The following is a 22,753-nucleotide window of genomic DNA, read 5'->3' as shown; positions in this document are numbered from 1 at the left end:
CGGCTCCGCAGCTCAGTCCGACAACCGCGGGCCTGACGGCAAGTCCTCGACTCCGGGCCACCCGCCCCGAGTTCGTGGACCGGAGTTCGAATCCCCACGCTCGATCCGGGTTCGACGCTGCCGTGCGGGCGCACTCACAGGGGAGGCACGCGTGACCACAGACGACGCGGTCCGGAACACCGTTGCTACCGACATCGACACCGGCCTGACGATCCCGATGACCGCCGCACAGCGCGGCATCTTCTACGCACAGCAGCTCGAGCCGGACGTGCCGATGACCATCGACGCGTACGTCGAGTTCCGCGGCGACACCTCGGGTCCACAGGCCGAGAACGGTGACGACCCCCTCGTCGACGTCGATCCGGACATCATGCAGCGGGCGGTCACCCTGACCGAGCGCGAGACCGAGGCCCCCCTGCTCCGCCTGATCCCGACCGACGACGGCGAGCCGATGATGGTGCTCGACCGGTCGCAGGGAGTGATACTCGGGCGGCAGGACTTCTCCGATGCCGACGACCCGCGCGCGGCCGCGCTGGCCTGGATCGACCGCAGGCGAAGCGCGAGCTCGGACGTGTTCGAAGACCGCATCCTGGAGACCCATCTGCTGAAAATCGGTCCCGGACACTCGATCTGGTACTGCCACGGTCACCACATCGGCTTCGACGGCTACGCGGCGATGTACATGATGCTGCGCGTCGCCTCGCACTACACCGCGATCGTGAACGGGACCCCGCCCCCGATCGCGGACACCGCGTCGATGGTCGACATCGCCGAGTTCGACCGCGAATACCGCGCGTCGGCGAAGTTCGTCGAGGACCGCGAGCACTGGGCGGCACACCTGGCCGATATGCCCGAGATGACCACTCTCACCAGCCTTTCGGCCTCGGCGGCGCCGCTGTCGGACGTCCGCTCGGCGGTGCTCGACGACACGCTCGTCGCGCGCATCCGCGAACTCGGCCGCACGCACCGGGTCCGGCCCGCCTCGGTCATCACTGCCGCCGTCGCCGCCTACGTCGCGCGCTACACCGACCGCGACGAGGCGATGCTGAGCCTGCCGGTCGCCGCCCGCGATCGCGATGTCCTCCGCACCTCGGCGGGCCTGACGTCGAACGTCATCCCGCTGCGCATCGCGCTCGACGACGACACGGCCACCCTGGCCGATCTGTTGACGTCGGCGAACTCGGAGATCAAGGTCGCCGTCCGCCATCAGAAGTTCCGGCACGAGGACATCACCTCGCAGATCCTCGGTGCGGCCGGTGCCCGACGAGGATTCTTCGGCCCGCTGGTCAACGTCATGCTGTTCTTCCAGCACATCGACTTCGGTCCACTGAAGGGCGAATTGCACGTGCTGTCCACGGGTCCGATCGAGGACCTGTCGGTGAACGTCTACGACAGCCTCGACGGTGGGATGACCCTCGACCTCGAGGCGAACCCCAACATCTACCCGGCCGACGAGATCACCACCCATCACCGGCGCCTGGTCGACTTCGTCACCGCCTTCGTCGGAGCGCCGGTCGAGACCAGGGTGTCGGACCTGCATGTTCTCACCGACGCCGAACGCACCGAACTCCCCGAGCGCATGACCGGGGAGCGGGTCGACCACGGCGACATCACCCTCGTCGACCTGCTCGACGACGCGGCCCGGGCCCACCCCGACGAGACCGCGATCACCGACGCGCAGGACGGCCGCTCGCTCACCCATCGCGAGTTCGCCCGCGCGGCAACGCAGATCGCCTCCGCACTCGCGCGTCGCGGGATCGGCCCCGAGAGCGTCGTCGGCGTTCAGCTGCCCCGCAGCACAGACCAGGTCGTGTCGTTGCACGGCGTCGTCCGGGCCGGCGCGGCGTTCCTGCCGATCGACCCGGCCGAGCCGGCCGACCGGCTCGGTCACATCCTCGAGGTGGCCTCGCCCGACCTCGTCATCACCGAATCGGTGCTCGCCGAACTGCGCGCCGACGACGATCCCGACGCGGCCGCGCCGACGCCCCCGAGCCCCGACACGGCCGCCTACGTGCTGTTCACGTCCGGGTCCACCGGAAAGCCGAAGGGCGTGGTCATCACCCACCGCGCCATCGTCAACCGCCTCGCGTGGATGCAGTCCCGGTATGACCTCGCCACCGACGACCGCGTGCTGCAGAAGACCCCGGCCACCTTCGACGTGTCGGTGTGGGAGTTCTTCTGGCCGTTCACGACCGGCGCCGCGCTCGTCGTACCGACCGCCGACGGGCACCGTGATCCGTGGTACCTGCGCGATGTGATCGCCGAACATCGGGTCACCACCGTGCATTTCGTCCCGTCGATGCTGGCCGCCTTCACCGCGGCGCTCGATACCGACGACGCGTCGGCGCTGACGAGTCTGCGCCGGATCTTCACCAGCGGTGAGGCACTGACGCCCTCGACGGTCGGCGCCTCGGCGACGCTGACCGCCGCACCGATCCACAACCTCTACGGTCCCACCGAGGCCGCGGTCGACGTCACCCATCACGACGACTGCCGCGCCGATCTCCCGGTCATCCCCATCGGCTCCCCGGTGTGGAACACCAGCGTCCACGTGCTCGATCACCGCCTGCGGCCGCAACCGCCCGGCGCGATCGGCGAGCTCTATCTCGGCGGTGTCCAGCTGGCCCGCGGGTACCGCTCCCGCGCGGACCTGACCTCGTCGCGGTTCGTCGCCTCGCCCGCGGCGCCGGGTGAACGTCTTTATCGCACCGGCGATCTCGTCCGCCTGAACGCCACCGGCGAGCTGGAGTACCTCGGCCGCACCGACTCCCAGGTCAAGATCCGCGGCCAGCGCGTCGAGCTCGGTGAGATCGAATCGACGCTCAGCGGCCTCGACCACGTCACCGCGGCCGGTGTGGTGATCCGCGACGATCTCATCGCCGGTGAGGCCACGATCGTCGGCTACGTCACGGGAACCGGGCTCGCCGACCGTGACCTGCGCGCCGAACTCCGCACCGCGCTTCCCGATCACATGATCCCCACCGCGATCATGGTCCTCGACTCGTTGCCCACCACCGCCAACGGCAAGCTCGACCGGCGCGCCCTCCCCCGACCGGATCTGCGGACCCACCGCGAGTTCGTCGCCGCCCGCACCCCGCTCGAGCGTCTCGTCGTGACCACCGTCGCCGACGTGCTGGACCTGCAGGACGAGGACGCGGCCGACCGCTCGTCGGGCAGTTCCGCGGACGCCGAGACGGCCTCGGTCTCCTTGAGCGACAACTTCTTCGAGATCGGTGGGACGTCGCTGTCCGCGACTCGGATGGCCTCGCGGCTCTCCCGGGCCACCGGCCGCCGGATCGGGATCCGCACCGTGTTCGATGCCGACGACCTCGCCGGCATCGTCGCGACCATCGCCGACCTCGGCGTCGACACCGACACCCTGGCCGCCGTGGGTTCCGCGGGCGTCGACGACACCGCGGGCCGGACCGCGTCCGGGGCCGTGCCGCTGTCCCCCGCCCAGCACCGCCTGTGGCTGGCGACCCGTCTGGACGCGGCGTCCTCGGCGACCTACAACATGCCGTTCACCGTCCGGTTCGTCGGGGCACTCGACACCGACGCCCTCCGCGCGGCACTCGTCGACGTGGTCCGACGACACGAGCCGCTGCGCAGCGTCGTCGCCGAGATCGACGGCGTGGCCTGCATCTCCGCGACCGACCCGGGCGAGGTCGACGTCGACCTCCCGGTTCTCGCCGCCGCCGACGTCGCGCAGTGCCCTGACCGCGACTTCGCCTCTCGGCCCTTCGACCTGGCCACCGAGATCCCCGTTCGTGCACGCCTCGTCCGGACCGACGACGACGATCACCGGCTGACGATGGTCGTCCACCACATCGCGGCCGACGGCTGGTCGCTTGCCCCACTCGCCGGCGACCTGGCCACCGCCTACAAAGCCCGACGCGACGGGACCGAACCCACCTGGGCGGAGCTGCCGGTCAGCTACTCGCAGACCAGCGCCGTCCGGCATGCCTGGCTCGACGAGAGTCCCCACGCCGCAGCCGAACTCGACTTCTGGCGGGACACCCTCGCCGGCGCGCCGGGTGAGACCGAACTGCCCCTGGACCGGCCGCGGGGCCGGGACTCCGAGGTCACCGGCCGATCCGGTTCCTCGGTGACCTCGACGATCGACGCCGACACCTATACCGCGATCCGGACCATCGCCACCGACGCCGACGCCACGGTGTTCATGGTGCTCCATGCGTCGGTGGCGCTCCTGCTGCGTTCCCTCGCGCAGTCCTCGGACGTCCTCGTGGGCACACCGGTGTCCGGCCGCGGCGACGCCGATCTCGACGACCTCGTCGGCATGTTCGTCAACACGCTCGCGTTGCGCACCGACGTCGACAAGGACATGCCGTTCGCCGATCTGGTGGCCCGGGTCCGGGACACCGACCTGAACGCGTTCGACAACGCCGACATGCCGTTCGACCGGCTCGTGACGGAGCTGAACCCGGTCCGGTCGGGCAACGTCCACCCGTTCTTCCAGGTGTCGCTGGCCCTGGAGGACCGCTCCGCGATCCGCCTCGACTTCGCCGGACTCGCGGCGACCGCGTCCCGCGTGGACACCGGCCGCACCACCTTCGACCTGCAGTTCACCTTCACCGAGGTGCGCGGGGCGAGCGGCGAACCGACCGGGCTGACCCTCGAGATCGGGTACGCCACCGCACTCTTCGACCGGGGCACGGTGGCCGGGCTCGGCTCGCGACTGATCCGGATGCTGGAGGCGGCGACCGCCGACCCGAACGCACCCGTCGGCGATCTCCCCGTTCTCGACCTGCACGAGCGTCTCGACCTCGTGCCGGCCGTCGGCGACGGCCGCCGCCCGGTCGAGCACCTGACCCGGTTGCTGTCGGCGGCCGCGGAGTCCTCGCCGCACCGTATCGCGGTCACCGACGGCACGCGCTCGTTGACCTACCGCGAACTCGACACGGCGTCGAACCGGTTGGCGCGGTTGCTCATCGACGGCGGCGCCGGTCCCGAACATCATGTGGCCGTGGCTCTTCCGCGCGGTGTCGAATGGATGACGACGATGTGGGCGATCGCCCGCACCGGAGCCGCCTGGGTCCCGATCGACCCCGCCTACCCGGCGGGCCGCATCGAACACATGCTGACCGACTCGGGAGCGCGGCTGCTCGTCACCGATCGCGCATCCGATCCCCGCGCCGGGGGTGAGGTCACCACCGTCGTGCTCGACGACCCGGACACCCGCACCCGCATCGACGCCGGATCCTCGGCGGCCGTGACGAATTCGGACCGCCGAGGCGTCCTCGACGTCGACCAGCCCGCCTACCTGATCTACACATCCGGCACCACCGGCACGCCGAAGGGCGTGGTGGTCAGTCATCGCGGACTCGCCGACTTCGGTGCGCAGCAGGTCACGCAGTACGGGATCACCCCCGGCAGCCGGACCATGCACATGGCGTCGCCGAGCTTCGACGCGTCGGTGCTCGAGATCCTGATGGCGATCTCCGCCGGGTCGACGATGCACATCGTCCCGCCGGGCATCGTCGGCGGCGCCGAACTCGCCGAGCTCATGCGGGACGCGCAGATCACGCACGCGTTCCTCACCCCGTCGGTGCTGACGACCATGTCCCCGGACGACGTCCCCGACCTCGAGGCACTCGTCATCGGTGGCGAACACCCGAACTCCGAGGTGGTGCGCAGCTGGTCGTCCGGACCGAAGCTGTTCAACGCCTACGGTCCCACCGAGACCACCGTCGTGGCCGCGGTGTCGGCGGCGATCAGTCCCGATTACACGACGCTGACGATCGGTCGCCCCATCCGCGGCATCTCCGCGGTGGTGCTGGACGAGCGCCTGCGCCCGGTCGCCCCCGGCGCGGTCGGCGAGTTGTACATCGCCGGCGAGCATCTCGCCCGCGGGTATCACGGTGTCCGGCCGCTGACGTCGAAGCGTTTCATCGCCAACCCGTACGGCGATCCCGGCGAGCGGATGTACCGTACCGGCGACCTCGTGCGCTGGACCGCCGACCACGAACTCGAGTTCCGCGGGCGCGCCGACCATCAGACCAAGATCCGCGGCCATCGCATCGAGCTCGGCGAGATCGACGCCGCCCTCGTCGCCGACGACGCGGTCCGCGCCGCGGTCACCACCACGCACGGCGAGGGCGATCGCGCCCATCTCGTGTCGTACGTGACGGTCACCGACGGTGGCCGCAGTCAGGCCGCGGCTGTGCGCGACCGGTTGGCGCAACGCCTGCCCCGGCACATGATCCCGTCCACGATCATCGAACTCGACGAGATCCCCACGACTCCCATCGGCAAGGTCGATCTCCGCGCCCTGCCCGCGCCCGAACCGGCCTCGGTGGGCGCCGACGTCGCGTTCATCGCACCCCGCACCCCCATCGAGCAGGCCGTCGCCGATCTCATCGCCGAGCGTCTGGAGCTGGAGCCCGGCACCATCGGGCGCGATCACGACTTCTTCGATCTCGGCGGCAACTCACTGCTGGCGACCCAGATCGTCGGCGCGTTGGAGAATCTCACCGGGCAGCGCATCCCCGTCCGCGAGGTCTTCGATCATTCGACCGTCGCCGGCATCGCCCGTCTCGCCGGCACCGACGACGCCCACGCCTCGCTCGTCGAGGCGCGGACACTGCCCGATCTGCGGCACGATCCGGACAGCCCGGCCCAGCCCGGACCCGCTCAGCAGCAGCTCTGGTTCCTCAACCAGCTGGCCGGCCTCCCGGATGCCGACGGAAGCCACCCGGAGGCCGAGACCGGCTCGCCGACTGCCGATTACGCCATCGCCTTTGCGCTGGACCTGCGCGGCGACCTCGACGTGGCCGCCCTGGCCGGCGCACTCCGGTACGCCGTCGAGCGCCACGAGATGCTCCGCACGGTCTACCCCGAGCACGACGGACGGCCCGTCCTCGACGTTCGTCCCGCCGACGAGGTCCACACCGACCTGACCGTCGACAAGACGACCGCGGCCGACTGGGCGGAGCGGGCACAGGCACTGGCCCGTCGTCCGTTCGACCTCACCGTCGACGTGCCGCTGCGCGTCGCTCTGCACCGGATCGACGGCGACGTCACGCATCACAAGCTGACTCTCGTCATCCACCACATCGCCGCCGACGGCTGGTCGATGGTGCCGTTGCACCGCGACATCACCCACGCGTACGCCGAACTGCGCACCGCCGCCGAGAACGGCGCCGAGCCCACGCTCACCGCCACCCCGGCAGCCCTGGACTATCGCGACTACCTCCGCTGGCAGGCCGACCACCTCGAGTCCCGGACCGACCTGGCCGACCGGTGGCGCCAGGATCTCGACGGCCTCGACGTCGGACCGATCCTCCTCCCCGATGCGCCGGCCGGAACCAGCCGGACCGCCGGCGTCGTCGACATCGAGTTCGACGCCGACCTGCGCAGCCGGTTGAGTGCGCTGGGTGACGGCCGGGCAACCGAGTTCATGTGCGTGCATGCGGTGTTCGCCGCGCTGCTGCACCGGTTGACGGCCGACCCGCAGGTCCACGTCGCCGGTACGCCGTCGGACATCGTCATCGGCACCCCGGTCGCCGGACGCACCGACCCCCGCCTCGCCGAGATCGTCGGCATGTTCGTGAACTCGGTCGTCCTCCGGACCCCGGTCGACGGGAGCAAGGGGTTCGCGGCGCTCCTCGAGTCGGTGCGCAACCGGGATCTCGAGGCGCTGTCGGCCGCGGACATGCCCTTCGAGCAGATCGTCTCGATGCTCAATCCGCCTCGAACAGATCGTCATCCGGTGTTCCAGATCGCCCTCGCCTTCGACGCGGGGGTCTCCGACACCCTCGAACCCGACCACACCCGGGTGGACCTGCCGGGCCTGGAGATCGTCGCCGAGGAGATCGAGACCGACGGCGTGCGGTTCGACCTCGAACTGCGAATCCGCAACGGTCGCGCACGATTCACCTACGCGACCGACGTCCACAGCGCCGAGCGTGTCACCGAACTGGCCCGCATGTTCGTCGATCTCGCGCGTACGGTCGTCGCGGACCCGTCCACCCCGCTCGACGACCTCGCCCTCGGCCACCCCGGCATCACCGGCAACGCGAACGTCGCCGACGCCGACGCCGATCGGGGTGACGCCGTCGAGCCGAGGCACCTCGCCGACATCATCGCCGACACCGTCATCGATCACGCCGAGCAGGTCGCGATCGAAGACGGCGACCGCACGCTCACCTACGCCGAGCTCGACCGGGTGTCCGCCCGCTGGGCGCGGTCCCTGCGAGATCTCGGGGTCGGTCCGGAGGACGTGATCGCGATCGCCGTCGATCGCAGCCTGGAGTCGGTCATCGCCACCTGGGCCGTGGCCAAGTCCGGCGCTGCCGCCCTGCCGGTCGACATGCGGTATCCGGCCGAGCGGATCGCCCACATGATCGCCGACTCCGGCGCCATCCTCGGCATCAGCGGCACCGACCATCGTCGCGATGTGCCGCGCGACATCTGGTGGCTCACCCCGCAGGACCTGTGCGCAGGCGAGCGGACGGCGTTCGCGTCCCCGGCCCGCCACCTCGATTCGATCGCGTACATCGTCTACACCTCGGGATCCACCGGAAAGCCCAAGGGCGTCAGCGTGACCCACCGTGGTCTGGCCGCGTTCGCCGCGACCCAGCGGGAACGGTACGAGGTCGGCCCCGGTGACCGCACCCTGCTGTTCGCCTCCCCCTCGTTCGACGCGTCCATGCTGGAGTTCCTGCTCGCGGTCGAATCCGGTGCGACGATGGTGGTCGCCCCGACGACGATCTACGGCGGCGACGAACTCGTCGAATTCCTCGACGACCGCGAGGTGACCCACGCGTTCATCACCCCGTCGGCTCTCGCGGCCGCCGCGCCGCATCCCCTGCCGCACCTCCGGACGCTGGGTGTGGGTGGCGAGGCGAGCACGCCGGAGCTGGTGGCGCGCTGGGGAACCGGCCGTCGTTACATCAACTCCTACGGACCCACCGAGACGACGATCGTCGCCGCGATGTCGGCCCCGCTGCACCCGGATGAGCCGATCACCATCGGCACGCCGGTCCACGAGTGCACCGCGCTCGTGCTCGACCACCGGTTGCGCCCGCTGCCCGACCACGTCCCCGGCGAGCTCTATCTCGCCGGGCCGGGAGTGGCACGCGGCTATCTCGGCCGGCGGAGTCTGACCGCCGGACGATTCGTGGCCTCACCCACCGGTCGCGGGGCCGTCATGTACCGCACCGGCGACATCGTCCACCGCGGCGCCGACGGCGCGCTGATCTACCACGGACGCAGCGACAACCAGGTGAAGGTCCGCGGCTTCCGCATCGAGCTCGACGAGGTGAGCGCCGCGCTGGCGGCCGTCGACGGGGTCGACTTCGCCACCACCGTCGTGCGCGGTGAGAGCGCATCGGCCACCCTGGTCGGCTACGTCACCCCCTCCGGCGGTAGCCCGGACGCCGAGACGCCGGAACACCAGATCTTGGACACGGCAACGGTTCTCGAGTCCGTGCGCCGTCGACTCCCCCGCCACATGGTCCCGTCCGCGATCGTCGTGCTGGACGGAATCCCGTTGACCGGCAACGGCAAGCTCGACCGGCGGGCGCTGCCGGAGCCCTCGGCGAGCAGCATCTCGTCCACCGGTCGCGCCCCGCGCACCGACGCCGAGACCGCGCTGGTCGAGATCGTCGCCGACGTGCTCGGTCTCGCCCGCGACGAGGTGGGGGCCACCGACGACTTCTTCCTGCTCGGCGGCACCTCCCTGCAGGCGACCACGCTGGTCAGCCGGATCAACCGCGCGTCGATCGATGGTCGGCTGCGCGTCCGGGACGTGTTCGACAACCCGACCGCCGAGGCCCTCGCCGACCTCATCAGCCTGCCCGAGGACTGGGAATCCGCCGCTGCGGCCGGCGCCTCGGCGGACCGCCCGGAGCGCCGGGACGCATTCCCGCTCGCGCCGGTCCAGCGCCGGTTGTGGTCATTGGCCGCGGCCGACCCGGCGTCGACCGAGTACCTCATGCCCTTCGTCCTGCGACTGTCCGGCGAGGTCGATGTCGACGCGCTGCGCGGGGCCCTGGCCGACGTGGTCGGGCGGCACACGAGCCTGCGGACGGTCTTCGAGGCCGTCGACGGCGCCCCGTCCGGCCGCGTGCTCGACGACCCCGAGGCGGTCGTCGGCGCGCTGACGCCGATCGTGCCCGCGAACCCGGACGCGCTCATGAGCGAGATCGCACGTCTCGCGTCCACGCCGATCGATCCGACCACCGAGGCGCCCTTGCGCGCAGCGCTTCTCGTCGACCCCGGTACCGGTGACGACGCCGGCACCCGGCACGGCGCCGACCACGTACTGATGCTCGTCGTACACCACATCGCCGCCGACGGCGCGTCGTTGCCGATCCTCGTCGGCGACCTCGCGCAGGCCTACCGCGAACGGCGCTCCGGCCGGATCGGGACCTGGGCCGCCGCCGAACTCGACTACCGCGATCATGCCGTCGAGAGTGCAGCGGCGATCACGGCCGCCGAGGAGCTGGAGTTCTGGACCGGACATCTCACGGGTGCGCCCGCCGAGAGCACGGTCGAACCGGTGGCCGGTGGACAGCGTCGATCGGGCGGACAGGGCGAATCCGGCGCACGGTCGGTGACCCTGCCACTCCCCGCGCACACCCGGGCGGGCCTGACCGCCTTCGCTCGCGAGCAGTCGACGACACCGTTCTCGGTGCTGCACACCGCGCTCGCGATCCTGCTGCACCGTCTCGGTGTCGGCGACGACCTCGTCATCGGCAGTCCCGTGGACAACCGCACCGGGGTGGCCGGAGTCGACCGCGACTACAGCGGCGTGGTCGGCATGTTCGTCAACATGGTGCCGCTGCGGAGCCGGCTGCGGAGCGCGGACACCGTCGCCGCGCTCGTCCGCCGGACCCGCGATGCCGACGTCGACGCCCTCGATCACCGGGGCGTGCCGTTCGACGACGTGGTGACCGCGCTCAACCCCGAACGTGCGCACGGCCGACACCCGCTCTTCCAGGTGGCGCTGTCGGTGCACGACTTCGCCGGCGGCGCACCGACTCCGGTCGGTGGTGCGGACTCCCTCGCCGGGACCGCCGTCCCGATGGACGACGACCTGCTCGCCGAGGTCGCCGAATTCGACTCGCTCGCAGCCAAGTTCGACCTCCAGTTCACCGTCACCGGCCTGGGTGCGACCGATGCCGACACCGACGCCGCCGTCCAGATCACCTACGACGCCGCGCGGTACGGCCACGACGACGCCCACCTGCTGGGGACCCGCTTGATGCGGGTCCTGCGCGGGATGCTCGGCGATCCCGGACGCGCGATCGGCGACATCCGCATCACGGATCCGCTCGAGGTCGCCGAGCGCACCCCTGCGCTGGGTCCGCGCGGCAAGGCGCCGACCACGCTGGATGTCCTGATCGCCGACGCCGTGCGACGCAACCCGAACGGACTCGCCGCCATCGGCGGGTCCGCCGGGGACGGCGACGCCCCCGAGACACTCACCTATGCCGAGCTCGACGCTCGTTCGAACCGGCTGGCGCGGGTGCTGCTCGGCCGCGGGGTCGGGGCCCACGCCCGTCCGGACGACGAGCCGGGGACCGCAGGTCCCGACGTCCGGTCGTCCCGGGAACCGGTGGTCGCGATGGCGATCAGTCGCTCCCTCGATTCCCTGGTGGCGATCTGGGCGATCGTGAAGGCCGGTGCCGCGTACGTTCCGATCGACCCGGAGTATCCGGCGGACCGCATCGCGCACATGCTGGACGACAGTGGCGCGCAACTGGTCGTGACGACCTCGTCGGCATGGGAACGCATCCGGGAGAGCTCGGCCGGCAACGACGTACCGACCCTGGTGCTCGACGCCGCGTCGACCCGGACCCGCATGAAGCACTCGTCGCCGGCACCGATCACCGACGCCGAGCGGGAGGCGACGATTCGCCCGGATCAGTTGGCGTACATCATCTACACGTCGGGGTCGACCGGTAAGCCCAAGGGCGTCCTGGTCCCGCACAGCGGGTTGCGCGCCGTGCACGACGAACTCGCCGAACGGATGACCCCCGGGCCCACCTCCCGCGTGTTGCACTTCGCCTCACCGAGTTTCGACGCCTCGGTGCTGGAGATGCTGCTCGCACTGGCCGGTTCGTCGGCGCTGACCATCGTCGAACCGCACGTCTACGGCGGTACCGCACTCAGCGACGTGATCAACACGCGACAGGCGACGCATGCGTTCATCACCCCCGCCGCGGTCGCCAGCATGGATCCCGCCGACGTGCCGTCACTGCGCGCTCTCGCGGTCGGCGGCGAGGCCTACGGAACCGATCTCGTGCGGCGCTGGTCGCCCGGTCGCACGATGATCAACGTCTACGGCCCCACCGAGACCACGATCATCACGACCGGCAGCCGTTCGCTCACCCCGAACACGCCGCTGACGATCGGCACGCCGAACAACGGCGTCGGCGCGCTCGTCCTCGACGACCGGCTCCACCCGGTGCCGCCCGGCGTCACCGGCGATCTGTACCTGACCGGCGTGCAGCTCACGCGCGGCTATCACCGCCGACCCGGCCTCACCGCCGTCCGGTTCGTCCCGGCTCCCATGGTCACCGGGCCGCGGTTCGCCGGTCAGCGGATGTACCGCACGGGTGACCTGGTCCGCTGGACCGGCGACGGCGAACTCGTCTACGTCGGCCGCAGCGACACCCAGGTCCAGGTCCGCGGGTTCCGCATCGAACTGGGTGAGATCGACGACGCGCTGGCCGCCGAACCCGACGTCGACTTCGCCGTCACGCTGGTCGACGGCACCGGGACGCAGGCGATCCTGCGGAGCTACGTCACCGCGACGCGCGGATCCGATCCGGAGCCCGCCGATCTGCGACGTCGGGTGGGGCGCCGTCTGCCCCGGCACATGGTGCCCGCGTCCGTGTCCGTGCTCGACGCCATCCCGCTGACCCCGACCGGCAAACTCGACCGCGCAGCCCTGCCGACGCCGTCGGCGCCCGCGTCGGGCCGAGCTCCGGCTCCCGGGACCGAGGCGACCGTCGCCCGCGTCTTCGCCGAGGTCCTCGAGATCGACGTCGACGCCGTCGGTGCCGACGACGGGTTCTTCGACCTGGGCGGCAACTCGCTGATGGCCACCGCGGTGACGAGCAGGCTGACCGAGCTCACCGGGCAGCACGTCGCGGCGCAGACGCTCTTCGGGGCCCCGAGTCCCGCGGAACTCGCCGACCTGCTCGACGGCGGGGCGGATCCGAACCGGGCCGACGAGCCGTCGGCATCCGGCCTCGGCACACTCCTGCCGCTGCGCCGCGTCCCGGACCGATCCGGAAGCGACACTCCCGCACCGCTGTTCGTGGTGCACCCGGCAATCGGTCTGTCCTGGAGCTTCACCTCCCTGCTGCCTCACCTGCCCGCGGACCGCGCGGTGTACGGGCTGCAGCACCCGGCGCTCGCCGGCGATCCGTGCCCGCAGACGATCGCCGACCTCGCCGAGGTGTACGTCTCGCGCCTGCGGTCGGTCTCGCCCGCGGGGCCGTACCACCTGCTCGGCTGGTCACTGGGCGGGCTCATCGCCCACGAGATGGCCGTGCAGTTGCAGGATGCCGGTGAGACCGTCGAGCGTCTCGTCCTGCTCGACAGCTACGTCGTCGCCGAACGCCCCGATCTCGACACCGAGGCGTCGATCGCGGAACTGATGCGCGAGTTCGGACTCGACGTCCCCGACGAGATCGCCGAGAAGGGCACCGGCGACGCCGCCGAGCCCACGGTGGCGGATGCGTTCCGGGTCATCTCCGCGGCCGGCGGAGCACTCGGCGGGTTGTCCGAGGACACGCTCACGACGGTGCACGAGGTGTTCCGCCACGCGTCACCGCTGGCGCGGAACTGGCAACCCCGGGTCTTCGACGGCGACCTCACCTTCGTCACCGCGACCGTGGACGCCCACGACGGCCCACCGGCCGTCGCCGGCTGGCACGACAAGGTCACCGGTCACGTCGTCGAGGTCGAGGCCACCAGCACCCACGCACGCATGTTGCTGCCGGAGAACGTCTCCGAGTGGCTGACCGCAATCGAAACAAGCCCGGGCACACCGGGAATCGCAGCACAGGAGGAGGAATCATGACGAACCCGTTCGACGACACCGAGGGGACCTTCCGCGTCCTCGTCAACCACGAGAACCAGCATTCCCTGTGGCCGGACTTCGCTCCCGTCCCGGACGGCTGGCGCGTGGTGTTCGGCCCGTCGGGTCACGACGAGTGCCTCGAATACGTCGAGGAGAACTGGCGGGACATGCGCCCGGCCAGTCTGATCCGCGCCATGGAACGTTCGCAGGACAGTGAAAGGGAGGTCACACATGGGGCGGCACAGTATGGCTGACACGACATCGGCAGAGGCGACCACGACAACCCCGACGCCGGGTACCACCCCCGGCGCCGCCGCGCCGGCGCGGAACGCGCTCGAACTGCGCGGTCTGCGAAAGACGTTCCGCACCGGCCTGTTCGGCCGCGGCCGTCGCGTGCACGCCCTCAACGGTCTGGACCTGACCGTGCCCGCGGGCACCGTGCACGCGCTGCTCGGGCCCAACGGTGCGGGCAAGACCACCACCGTCCGCGCGGTCGCGACCCTGATGAGGCCCGACGAGGGCAGCGTCCTGGTCGACGGTGTCGACGCCATCGCCGACCCCGGCGCGGCCCGCAAGATCATCGGTGTCTCCGGCCAGTACGCGGCCGTCGACGGAAACCTGACCGGCTTCGAGAACCTGCGGATGGTCGGGCAGCTGTACGGGCTGTCGCGCGGCGAGGCCTCCACACGTGCCCGTGAGCTGATCGCCGACCTCGCCCTCCAAGACGCCGCCGACCGGCCGATGCGCACCTACTCCGGCGGCATGCGCCGACGGCTCGACCTCGCCGGCGCCCTCATCAACCGGCCGTCGCTGGTGATCCTCGACGAGCCGACCACCGGGCTGGATCCCCGTGGGCGGCGCCAGATGTGGGAGGTCATCACCGAACAGGTCGCGGGCGGCGCGACGGTGTTGCTGACAACGCAGTACCTCGAGGAGGCGGACGCGCTGGCCGACGAGATCACCGTCATCGACCACGGGACCATCCGTGCCCAGGGCAGTGCCGCCGATCTCAAGGCGGCCACCGGCGGTTCGATCCTCACCGTCGAGGTCGACATGCGCTCGGGATCGTCGGAACCGCAGGACGAGCTCGTCGCCACGACGCTGGCCGAAATCGGTCTCGGCATGCCCGAACGACTCGAGAGCGAGGCCACCGTTCACCCGGGGTCGACGGGCACCCGATGGTCGATTCCCGTCGACAACGGAACGCGCAGTGCCGTCGAGGCCGTCCGCGCCCTCGACGCCGTCGGCATCGACGTCGTGGACGCCACGGTCGCGACCCCGACGCTCGACGACGTGTTCCTGACCCTCACGGAGCGCGACACGCACGGGACCGACGGCGACAGCGACGCCGGTGTCGGTACACCGGCGGGGTCCCTTGCCGATGCCGAGACCGCCGTCATCCCGAAGGTGTCCGACGCCGATCCCGACCTCTCCCACGCCCCGACGACCCGATCGGATCGACTCCATGCTCACTGACACCGCAGTCCTGGTCGAACGAAATCTGCTCACCGTCAAGCGAATTCCGACCCTGCTCATCAGCGCCACCATCCAGCCGCTGATGTTCGTGTTCCTGTTCGCCTACGTCTTCGGCGCGACGTTCGGCGGGGGTTCCTACCGCGAGTTCCTGATGGCGGGCATCTTCACCCAGACCGTGGTGTTCAACGCGGCGTTCACCACCGTCGGCCTGGCGAACGACACCTCCGACGGCATCGTCGACCGGCTCCGGTCCCTGCCGATGTCCCGGTTGGGCGTCATCAGCGGACGCGTCACCTCGGACATGCTGCTGGGGATCGTCGGTCTTGCGGTGATGGTCGCCTGCGGTCTCGCGATCGGCTGGCGGGTCCAGGGCAGCGCCGGCGACGCCGCCCTCGCCTTCGGCATCATCGGCCTGTTCGCACTCGCCATGGCCTGGGTCGGGGCCGTGACCGGCCTCGCCGCGCCGAATGTCGAAGCCGCGCAGAGCATCGGCTTCCTGTGGATGTTCCCGGTCACCTTCTTGTCGAGCGCGTTCATCTCGGCCCAGAGCCTGCCCGGACCGTTGCGTGCGATCGCCGAATGGAACCCGGTCACCGCAGTGGCGACGGCATCCCGGCAGCTCTTCGGCAACGAGGCGCCGCCCACCTTCCCCGAGGCCACCGGATGGGTCGCCGACCACGCGGTCGCGTACTCGGTCGGTTCGGCCCTGGTCATACTGGCGGTGTGCATACCTGCCTCGCTCATCCTGTACCGCCGTGCCGCCAACCGGTGACCGGTAGGTCCGTGATCCATGAATTCGCGATCGGTCTACCCGGGATCAACGATCACCCGAGAAATCCCCACGTGTTCGTTACCGTGGAACAGTGACACCGGACGATGGCAGCGCGGCCGCCGACGCGCACCACGGACGCGGGGGCGAAGCACAGGTGCTGCGGGAGTTGCTGGCCGCCGCGGCGACGGGCGACCGGACCGCGTTCTCCGCTCTGTACGACCGCACGAGTTCACGGATCTACGGACTCGCGTTCCGGGTCGTGCGGGACCGTCAGTACGCCGAGGAGATCGTCCAGGAGGCATATCTGCAGTACTGGCAGAAGGCCGGCGAGTACCAACCCGGACGCGGTTCGGTCATCACCTGGATGATGACCATCGCCCATCGGCGGGCCGTGGACCGCGTGCGCTCGGAGGAACTGCAGCAACAGCGGATGTCGCAGTACGGGGCGGTGTCGGTGGAGACCCCGCGAAACATACCGCTCGAGGTCGTTGTGCAGACCGACGAGGCGCGTACGCTACGAACATGTCTCGGTACGCTCACGGAACTGCAACGGAGCTGCATCGAGATGTCCTATTTCGGGGGCCTGACCTACCCGGAGGTCGCCCGGCACACCGATACCCCCCTGCCCACCATCAAGTCTCGGATTCGAGATGGCCTGCGTCGGTTGAGAACCTGCCTGAGGACGCACGAGGACGCCTGATCCCACAATGACCACACCCGATACGCCATCCGGGGACCGCGAGGCCGCCTGGCTCGACGACCACGTCGAACTCTTCGCCGTCGGCGCCCTGACGCCCGACGAGACCACCCGCGTCGAGCGAGAACTCGCCGTCCTGCCGCCGCAGGAACGCGCGGTCTACGACGCGCAGATCACCGACATCCAGGCGGCGATGGCGGGCTTCGCCACGACCTACGCGCTCGACGCACCGCCCGAACTCCGGGACCGGGTACTGCACCATGTCTTCGAGGGCGCCGCGCTGACGGAGGACGCCTATGTCCCCGCGGGCTCCGATCCGGGCCCGCAGACCCCGATCGGAGCCGCGGCAGACCCCGAGCCCCCAGCCCCGGCCGGACCCGATCACAGCGGAGAGACCGACCTCGCGCCACCGCCGCCGGTCGAACTGCGACCCCGCGATTCCGCTCCCGGACAGCACCGGTCCGGCGGCACCGCACCGCACCCGGCGCGTGCCACCGCGATCCTGGCCGCGGCGGCGGTGACCGTGGCGGTGGCCCTCGGCGCAGGCGTGCTCATCGGTCGCACCACCGCGCCCGAGACATCCACCTCCTCGACGGCCCTCAGCGACTCCCAGCGTGAGGTGCTCGGGGTGCTCACGGCTGCCGACGCCTCGGTGAGCGTCGAACCCCTCGCCGACGATCGCGGCACCATCGCGGTGGTGACCTCCGAGTCGGCCGATCAGGCCGTGGCGCTCCTACGAGACCTGCGGACGCCGATCCCCGCCGACAGCACCTACCAACTGTGGCTGGTGGGCGGCGCCGACCGGCCCGTACCGGCCGGGCTGATCCCCGGGGACGACACCGCCCCGGTGGTGGTGAACGACGTGAGCGGGTCGAGCGTGCTCGCGGTGACCATCGAGCCGGCCGGCGGCTCGCCACAGCCGACGACGCCGATCCTCGCCCAGGTCGCCCTCTAGACCCGGCGAGATTCGATCCTTCGGGTGACAGGCGCGGCGCGCTCTTCTCGTATCGTTTTCCCCTGGGCGGACGATCCACCCAAGGAGAGCCGGTCAATGCGTCAACGAACGAGTGCGTGTCGAGAACGAGTGGGTGCGATGTGAAGGAAAGCGGTCGTCGGATCCAGCGGCACGTACGTCTCGGCGGTCGGAGACTGCTCGCAGCTCTGTTGACCGTGGGCGCGGTGATGGCGGGTCTCGCGGTCACCACCGGAGCGCCGGCTTCCGCTGCACCGCCGTCGTCCCCGGATGGCTCCCGCGTCATCGACTCCTACACCGACGACCCACAACAGGTGACGTTGCTCGTCCACTCCGCAGCCATGAACCGCACGGTCCCGGTCACGGTGCTCACCCCGCGGGATCGTGCCCGGCCGGCCCCGACGCTCTACCTCCTCAACGGTGCCGGTGGTGGCGAGGACTCCGCGACCTGGGACGCGCGGACCACCTACAAGCGCTACTTCGCCGACAAGCACGCCTACGTCGTCACCCCCATCGGTGGGGCCTACTCGTATTACACGGACTGGCAACGCGACGACCCCACCCTCGGCCGCAACAAATGGCAGACGTTCCTCACCGAGGAGCTCCCGCCCCTCATCGACGGCACGTTCGACACCACAGGGGTCAACGCGATCGCCGGGATCTCCATGGCCGGGACGTCCGTACTCAATCTGGCCATCGCCGCCCCGGGGCTGTACCGATCCGTCGCAGCGTTCAGCGGATGCGCCCGGACCAGCGACCCCGCCGGTCAGCAATACATCCGTCTCGTGGTCGAGGACCGCGGTCAGGCAGACATGACCAACATGTGGGGGCCCCTCGACGGGCCCGGCTGGCGGGCCAACGACCCCTATCTCAATGCGGCGAAGCTCCGCGGCAGCAAGGTCTACATGACCACCGGTACCGGCGCGCCGGGAGTCCACGAGCAGCTGACCGACCCGAGTATCGAGGGCGACGGGTTCACGCTCGCCAACCAGGCGATCCTGGGCGGTGGGATCGAGGTCGCGATCGACATCTGCACCCGGCAGATGGTCCAGCGCATGCGTTCCCTGAACGTCCCGGTCCACGTCAACTTCCGGCCTACCGGCACCCACTCGTGGGGCTACTGGCAGGACGACCTGTACCAGACCTGGCCACGTATCGAACGCGACCTGCGCTGACCACGCCGATCCCGTCCCGACCGAACGGTCCGCGCCGCACGCGACCCGCCCGGCCGAGAACTCACCACGAGTCGAGGCCGGTGTATCCGTCCTGGAGAGCCCGCGCGAAGAGATGCGTCTTGGTGGGGGCTCCCCGGCCGACCGCGGTGTATTTGGCACGGATTCGTGCAAGGTGGGTGCTGACCGTCGACGCCGAGATGAACAGGCGCGCCGCGGCATCCTCCTTGGAGTCGGCGGCCAGCCACGCCAGCAAGACCTCGATCTCCCGGTCGGACAGGCTCGGGCGCGGAATCGCGGCGGCCACCTCCCCGCTTCCCCGATAGTCGGCGAGTCGCGCAACAGGCTTGTGCGCCAGCATGTCCGAAGCATCAGCACGGCGTGGCGCCGACGACACCCCGGTCGTGAAGAATTCTGTGGTCGCCGTCATTGATCCATCCCCTTTTCGATCGGCGCATCGCTCACGTCCCCGACGCCGCACGCTCCACGCGTTCTCATCGTTGCCCCAACGGTAGGTCGGCCGACTACTGGTCGGTAGACCCAGAACTGGGGACCCCGGCTCGCTCGAACTGTTCCCGCACCCGGTTCCCCATCGTTCCCCTCCTCTGCACTCCGATCGGCACCGTCTCTGCGCGCCACCGTCTCTGCGCGCGACCGTCTCTGGGCGCCACCGTCTCTGCGCCACGGACCCCGATCGCAGGTGGTCCGCACACACTCATCGTCGGCGTCCGCGTGAATCCTCGGACGCCACCCGCGTCGTCCGCCGATACCGTTGTGGCACCGGCAACCAGCCGTCTTCGACGGCACGCTTGAACAGGTCCACCTTGGTGCGCGTGGGCCTCCCCGCATCCGCATACTTCTGCCGGATTCGTTTGAGGTACTCGTTGACCGTCTCGGCGGACACACCCAGGGCGGCGCCGACCCGCGCCGAGGTCTCCCCGGATGCGTACAGCGCCAGCACTTTCTGCAGCTGGGGCGACAGGTCGACCGCGGCGAGCTCGGGGTCGCCGTCGATGGCCGCGGCCCACTCCGTGGTGAGGACCGCCCTCCCCCGGGCCGCAGCCCGGATCGCTTCGATGATGACCGATTCATCGGCCGACTTGAGGACAACGCCGAGCGCTCCGGCCCGGGCGGCCGACCGAAGCAGCGCCGGATGCTCGCCGGACGTGTAGACGACGGTGGCGACCCCGGCCGCGGACAACGCGTTGACGTTCTCGCGAGGCGTCGTGCCGTCGTCGAGACGCAGGTCCAGCAGGACGACGTCGAGCGGCATCCCGCCGAGCACCGCGTCCACCGTGGAGGCTGCGCAGACCAGGGAGATGTCGGCGATCGGGTCGAGTACGCGCTCGATCCCCCAGATCGGCGAACGATGGTCGTCGACCATCCCGACTCGGACGAGAGATGCGCCGCCCGCCGAGTACTCTCCCGTCATCGCGTTCACCCCCTCGGAACCTGTCCGCGCGATCAGCGTCGACCGCGGTGGCTGCGGACGGTCGGCGACTCTCAGCAATTACACAGCGTTTTGTGACCGTGTACTCAGCGAACGTTATCCGACGACTCGGACATGACCCCCCGTCATCGACCTCACCAGCGGCGATCTGTCCCAATCTGCATGCAGTTGTGTCCACATTCCTGGGGACATCGACGGTTCGCGGGCCCATTGCCCCCCGGTACATGCAAGACTAGAACATGTTCTAGAAACGCGATCGGACGTCCGCCCGGGCCGTCGATCGCACGTCGCCTCGCAGAAGGAGAACAGGTGAGCGCACCTTCGACCCACGACGTCCTCGGCACGCCGGTGACGATGCCGGTCGAGATCCGGCACGCGCGGTGTTTCGTCGCCGGCTTCACCGCCGACTCGACAGCCGTCGCGCGGGCCATCGACGCCGAGTCGCCGCGGCCCGGCACCCTCCGCCCACTGCGCATCCGGCCGGGTCGCACGATGTGCATGCTCGTGTTCGTCGACTACGTCGACGGCGACCTCGGGCCGTACAACGAGTTCGGGGTGTGTTTCCTCGTCGAGGATCCGTCGGTCCCGCCGGCCTCCCCCGTCCGGGCACTGCGCTCCCTGCTGCGCGGCGACGCGCGTGCGCTCGTGCACCGACTTCCCGTCGACGGCGACTTCACCCTGGCCGCAGGCCGCGGCATCTGGGGGTTTCCCAAGACCCTGGCCGAGTTCGACGTGGACCACTCCTCGGCCACGAAGCACGGCCGGCTCGTCGCCGACGGAGCGCTCGTCGCCGACCTGAGCGTGAAGCCGGGGATCAAGGTCCCCGACTCCACCGCCGACACCGTGTTGCACGCCTACTCACAACTCGACGGGACCACCCGGATGACGCCCTGGCGACTCACCTCGACCAGCGGGACCCGCACCCGGATCGGTGGCGCGAGTCTGACACTCGGCGCGCACCCGATCGCCGACGAACTGCGGTCCCTGCGATTGGGCCGGCACGCTCTCATGTCCAGCTCGGTGGACCGGATCACGATGCGTTTCGAGGACCCGACCGTCGTCTGATCGGGGCGGGCCGCGTCGCTGCACACGGGTCGGCAGACGCCGGGGCCGCGGTCGCGGACAATGTGGTCATGAGCAATCTGGAAACGGACCCCGTCGAGGTCGAATGCCACGCCGACGCGGGCGTCGCCTCGGGTTCGGGCCACCTCCGCATGGACGTCCTCACCGCCCGCGACGTGCCCCTCGGCGGCCCGCGCGCGATGACCGTGCACCGAACTCTGCCGCAGCGGTCCCGATCGCTGATCGGGGCCTGGTGTTTCATCGACCATTACGGCCCCGACGATGTCGCGAGCAGTGGCGGGATGGACGTCCCGCCGCACCCGCACACCGGGCTGGCGACGGTCAGCTGGCTGTTCACCGGGGAGGTCGAGCACCGGGACACGATGGGCAATCACGCGATGGTCCGCCCCGGCGAGATCAACCTGATGACCGCCGGGCACGGCATCGCGCACACGGAGGTCTCGACACCCGACACCACCACCCTGCACGGGGTGCAGCTGTGGGTTGCCCTGCCGGCCGACAAGGCCGACACCCCACGCGACTTCGCGCATCACCGGCCCGATCCGCTCGATCTCGGCGGGGTCACCGCCAGGGTCTTCCTGGGCGAACTGTTCGGCACCCGCTCGCCGGTGCACACGTTCACCCCGCTGACCGGCGCCCAGCTCGACTTCGCACCGGGCGCATCGGTCGCCATCGATGTCGATCCCGCACACGAGCACGGCATCCTCGTCGACACCGGGACCGTCGAGGTGACCGAGGCGGACGCCGCACCGTTGTCCCGCACCGAGCTGGGTTACGTGGGGCTGGGAGCGCGACGGATCACGCTGACCAACGTCGCCGACGCCGATGCCCGCGTCGTCTTCCTCGGTGGCGCACCGCTGTCCGAGGACATCGTGATGTGGTGGAACTTCATCGGTCGCACGCACGAGGAGATCGTCTCCTACCGGGAGCAGTGGGAGGCGCACAGCGAACGGTTCGGGCAGGTCCGCGGGTACGTCGGATCGACCCAGCACCTACCCGCGCCGCCACTGCCGCACTCCCGGCTGCGCGCCCGCAGCAACACCCCCGGTCGCGCCACTCCCTGACAAGGGA

11 protein-coding genes are annotated in these 22,753 nt (G+C 70.3%); 9 read left to right on the top strand and 2 right to left on the bottom strand.

Annotated elements, in window-relative coordinates; genetic code table 11:
• Positions 1–151 precede the first annotated feature (151 nt).
• From AB4Z55_RS08695 to AB4Z55_RS08665, 7 genes are all read left to right on the top strand, one after another.
• The gene (locus tag AB4Z55_RS08695; protein ID WP_369519556.1) at positions 152–14,059 is read left to right on the top strand and encodes an amino acid adenylation domain-containing protein; all 13,908 of its coding nucleotides are present in this window, start codon (positions 152–154) and stop codon (positions 14,057–14,059) included.
• Positions 14,056–14,313: an MbtH family protein gene (locus AB4Z55_RS08690; RefSeq protein ID WP_004020520.1), complete on the top strand. Its 258-nt coding sequence runs from the start codon at positions 14,056–14,058 to the stop codon at positions 14,311–14,313. The genes AB4Z55_RS08695 and AB4Z55_RS08690 overlap by 4 nt, the downstream gene beginning before the upstream one ends.
• Positions 14,306–15,535, top strand: coding sequence for an ABC transporter ATP-binding protein (locus AB4Z55_RS08685; RefSeq protein WP_248643368.1), 1,230 nt, complete (start codon positions 14,306–14,308; stop codon positions 15,533–15,535). The genes AB4Z55_RS08690 and AB4Z55_RS08685 overlap by 8 nt, the downstream gene beginning before the upstream one ends.
• Positions 15,525–16,307, top strand: a complete 783-nt coding sequence (locus AB4Z55_RS08680; RefSeq protein ID WP_004020522.1) for an ABC transporter permease — start codon at positions 15,525–15,527, stop codon at positions 16,305–16,307. Before AB4Z55_RS08685 ends, AB4Z55_RS08680 begins: the two co-directional genes overlap by 11 nt.
• Positions 16,308–16,398: 91 nt before the next feature.
• Positions 16,399–17,007: an ECF RNA polymerase sigma factor SigK gene (sigK, locus tag AB4Z55_RS08675; protein ID WP_004020523.1), complete on the top strand. Its 609-nt coding sequence runs from the start codon at positions 16,399–16,401 to the stop codon at positions 17,005–17,007.
• Between the two features lie 7 nt (positions 17,008–17,014).
• Positions 17,015–17,959 carry an anti-sigma factor gene (locus AB4Z55_RS08670; RefSeq protein ID WP_369519555.1) on the top strand — a complete coding sequence of 315 codons (945 nt, stop codon included), beginning with the start codon at positions 17,015–17,017 and terminating at the stop codon, positions 17,957–17,959.
• A gap of 227 nt (positions 17,960–18,186) precedes the next feature.
• A complete protein-coding gene (locus tag AB4Z55_RS08665) occupies positions 18,187–19,152 on the top strand; it encodes an alpha/beta hydrolase family protein (protein ID WP_239399776.1) in 966 nt (321 codons plus the stop codon).
• 61 nt (positions 19,153–19,213) lie between these two features.
• Here the strand turns inward: AB4Z55_RS08665 and AB4Z55_RS08660 are convergent, their stop codons facing one another.
• A complete protein-coding gene (locus AB4Z55_RS08660; RefSeq protein WP_101821591.1) occupies positions 19,214–19,579 on the bottom strand; it encodes a response regulator transcription factor in 366 nt (121 codons plus the stop codon).
• Between the two features lie 285 nt (positions 19,580–19,864).
• The gene (locus AB4Z55_RS08655; protein ID WP_033204103.1) at positions 19,865–20,581 is read right to left on the bottom strand and encodes a LuxR C-terminal-related transcriptional regulator; all 717 of its coding nucleotides are present in this window, start codon (positions 20,579–20,581) and stop codon (positions 19,865–19,867) included.
• 327 nt (positions 20,582–20,908) lie between these two features.
• Between AB4Z55_RS08655 and AB4Z55_RS08650 the strand changes: the two genes are divergently transcribed.
• Both AB4Z55_RS08650 and AB4Z55_RS08645 read left to right on the top strand, forming a co-directional pair.
• Entirely contained in the window at positions 20,909–21,664 is a 756-nt protein-coding gene (locus tag AB4Z55_RS08650; protein ID WP_101821593.1) for an acetoacetate decarboxylase family protein, read from the top strand.
• A 68-nt stretch (positions 21,665–21,732) separates the two neighbouring features.
• Positions 21,733–22,746 carry a pirin family protein gene (locus tag AB4Z55_RS08645; RefSeq protein ID WP_248643371.1) on the top strand — a complete coding sequence of 338 codons (1,014 nt, stop codon included), beginning with the start codon at positions 21,733–21,735 and terminating at the stop codon, positions 22,744–22,746.
• The last annotated feature ends 7 nt before the right edge of the window (positions 22,747–22,753 follow it).

The sequence above is a fragment of the Gordonia sp. ABKF26 genome (assembly GCF_041103195.1).
GTDB lineage: Bacteria > Actinomycetota > Actinomycetes > Mycobacteriales > Mycobacteriaceae > Gordonia > Gordonia terrae.
This window is presented reverse-complemented; position numbering and strand designations above follow the sequence as displayed.

Excerpts from the sequence above, each read along its gene's own strand:
- AB4Z55_RS08690 (WP_004020520.1), top strand. The coding sequence starts at position 14,056 with ATGACGAACCCGTTCGACGACACCGAGGGGACCTTCCGCGTCCTCGTC.
- AB4Z55_RS08685 (WP_248643368.1), top strand. The coding sequence starts at position 14,306 with ATGGCTGACACGACATCGGCAGAGGCGACCACGACAACCCCGACGCCG.
- AB4Z55_RS08680 (WP_004020522.1), top strand. The coding sequence starts at position 15,525 with ATGCTCACTGACACCGCAGTCCTGGTCGAACGAAATCTGCTCACCGTC.
- AB4Z55_RS08670 (WP_369519555.1), top strand. The coding sequence starts at position 17,015 with ATGACCACACCCGATACGCCATCCGGGGACCGCGAGGCCGCCTGGCTC.
- AB4Z55_RS08665 (WP_239399776.1), top strand. The coding sequence starts at position 18,187 with ATGGCGGGTCTCGCGGTCACCACCGGAGCGCCGGCTTCCGCTGCACCG.
- AB4Z55_RS08660 (WP_101821591.1), bottom strand. The coding sequence starts at position 19,579 with ATGACGGCGACCACAGAATTCTTCACGACCGGGGTGTCGTCGGCGCCA.
- AB4Z55_RS08655 (WP_033204103.1), bottom strand. The coding sequence starts at position 20,581 with ATGACGGGAGAGTACTCGGCGGGCGGCGCATCTCTCGTCCGAGTCGGG.
- AB4Z55_RS08645 (WP_248643371.1), top strand. The coding sequence starts at position 21,733 with ATGAGCAATCTGGAAACGGACCCCGTCGAGGTCGAATGCCACGCCGAC.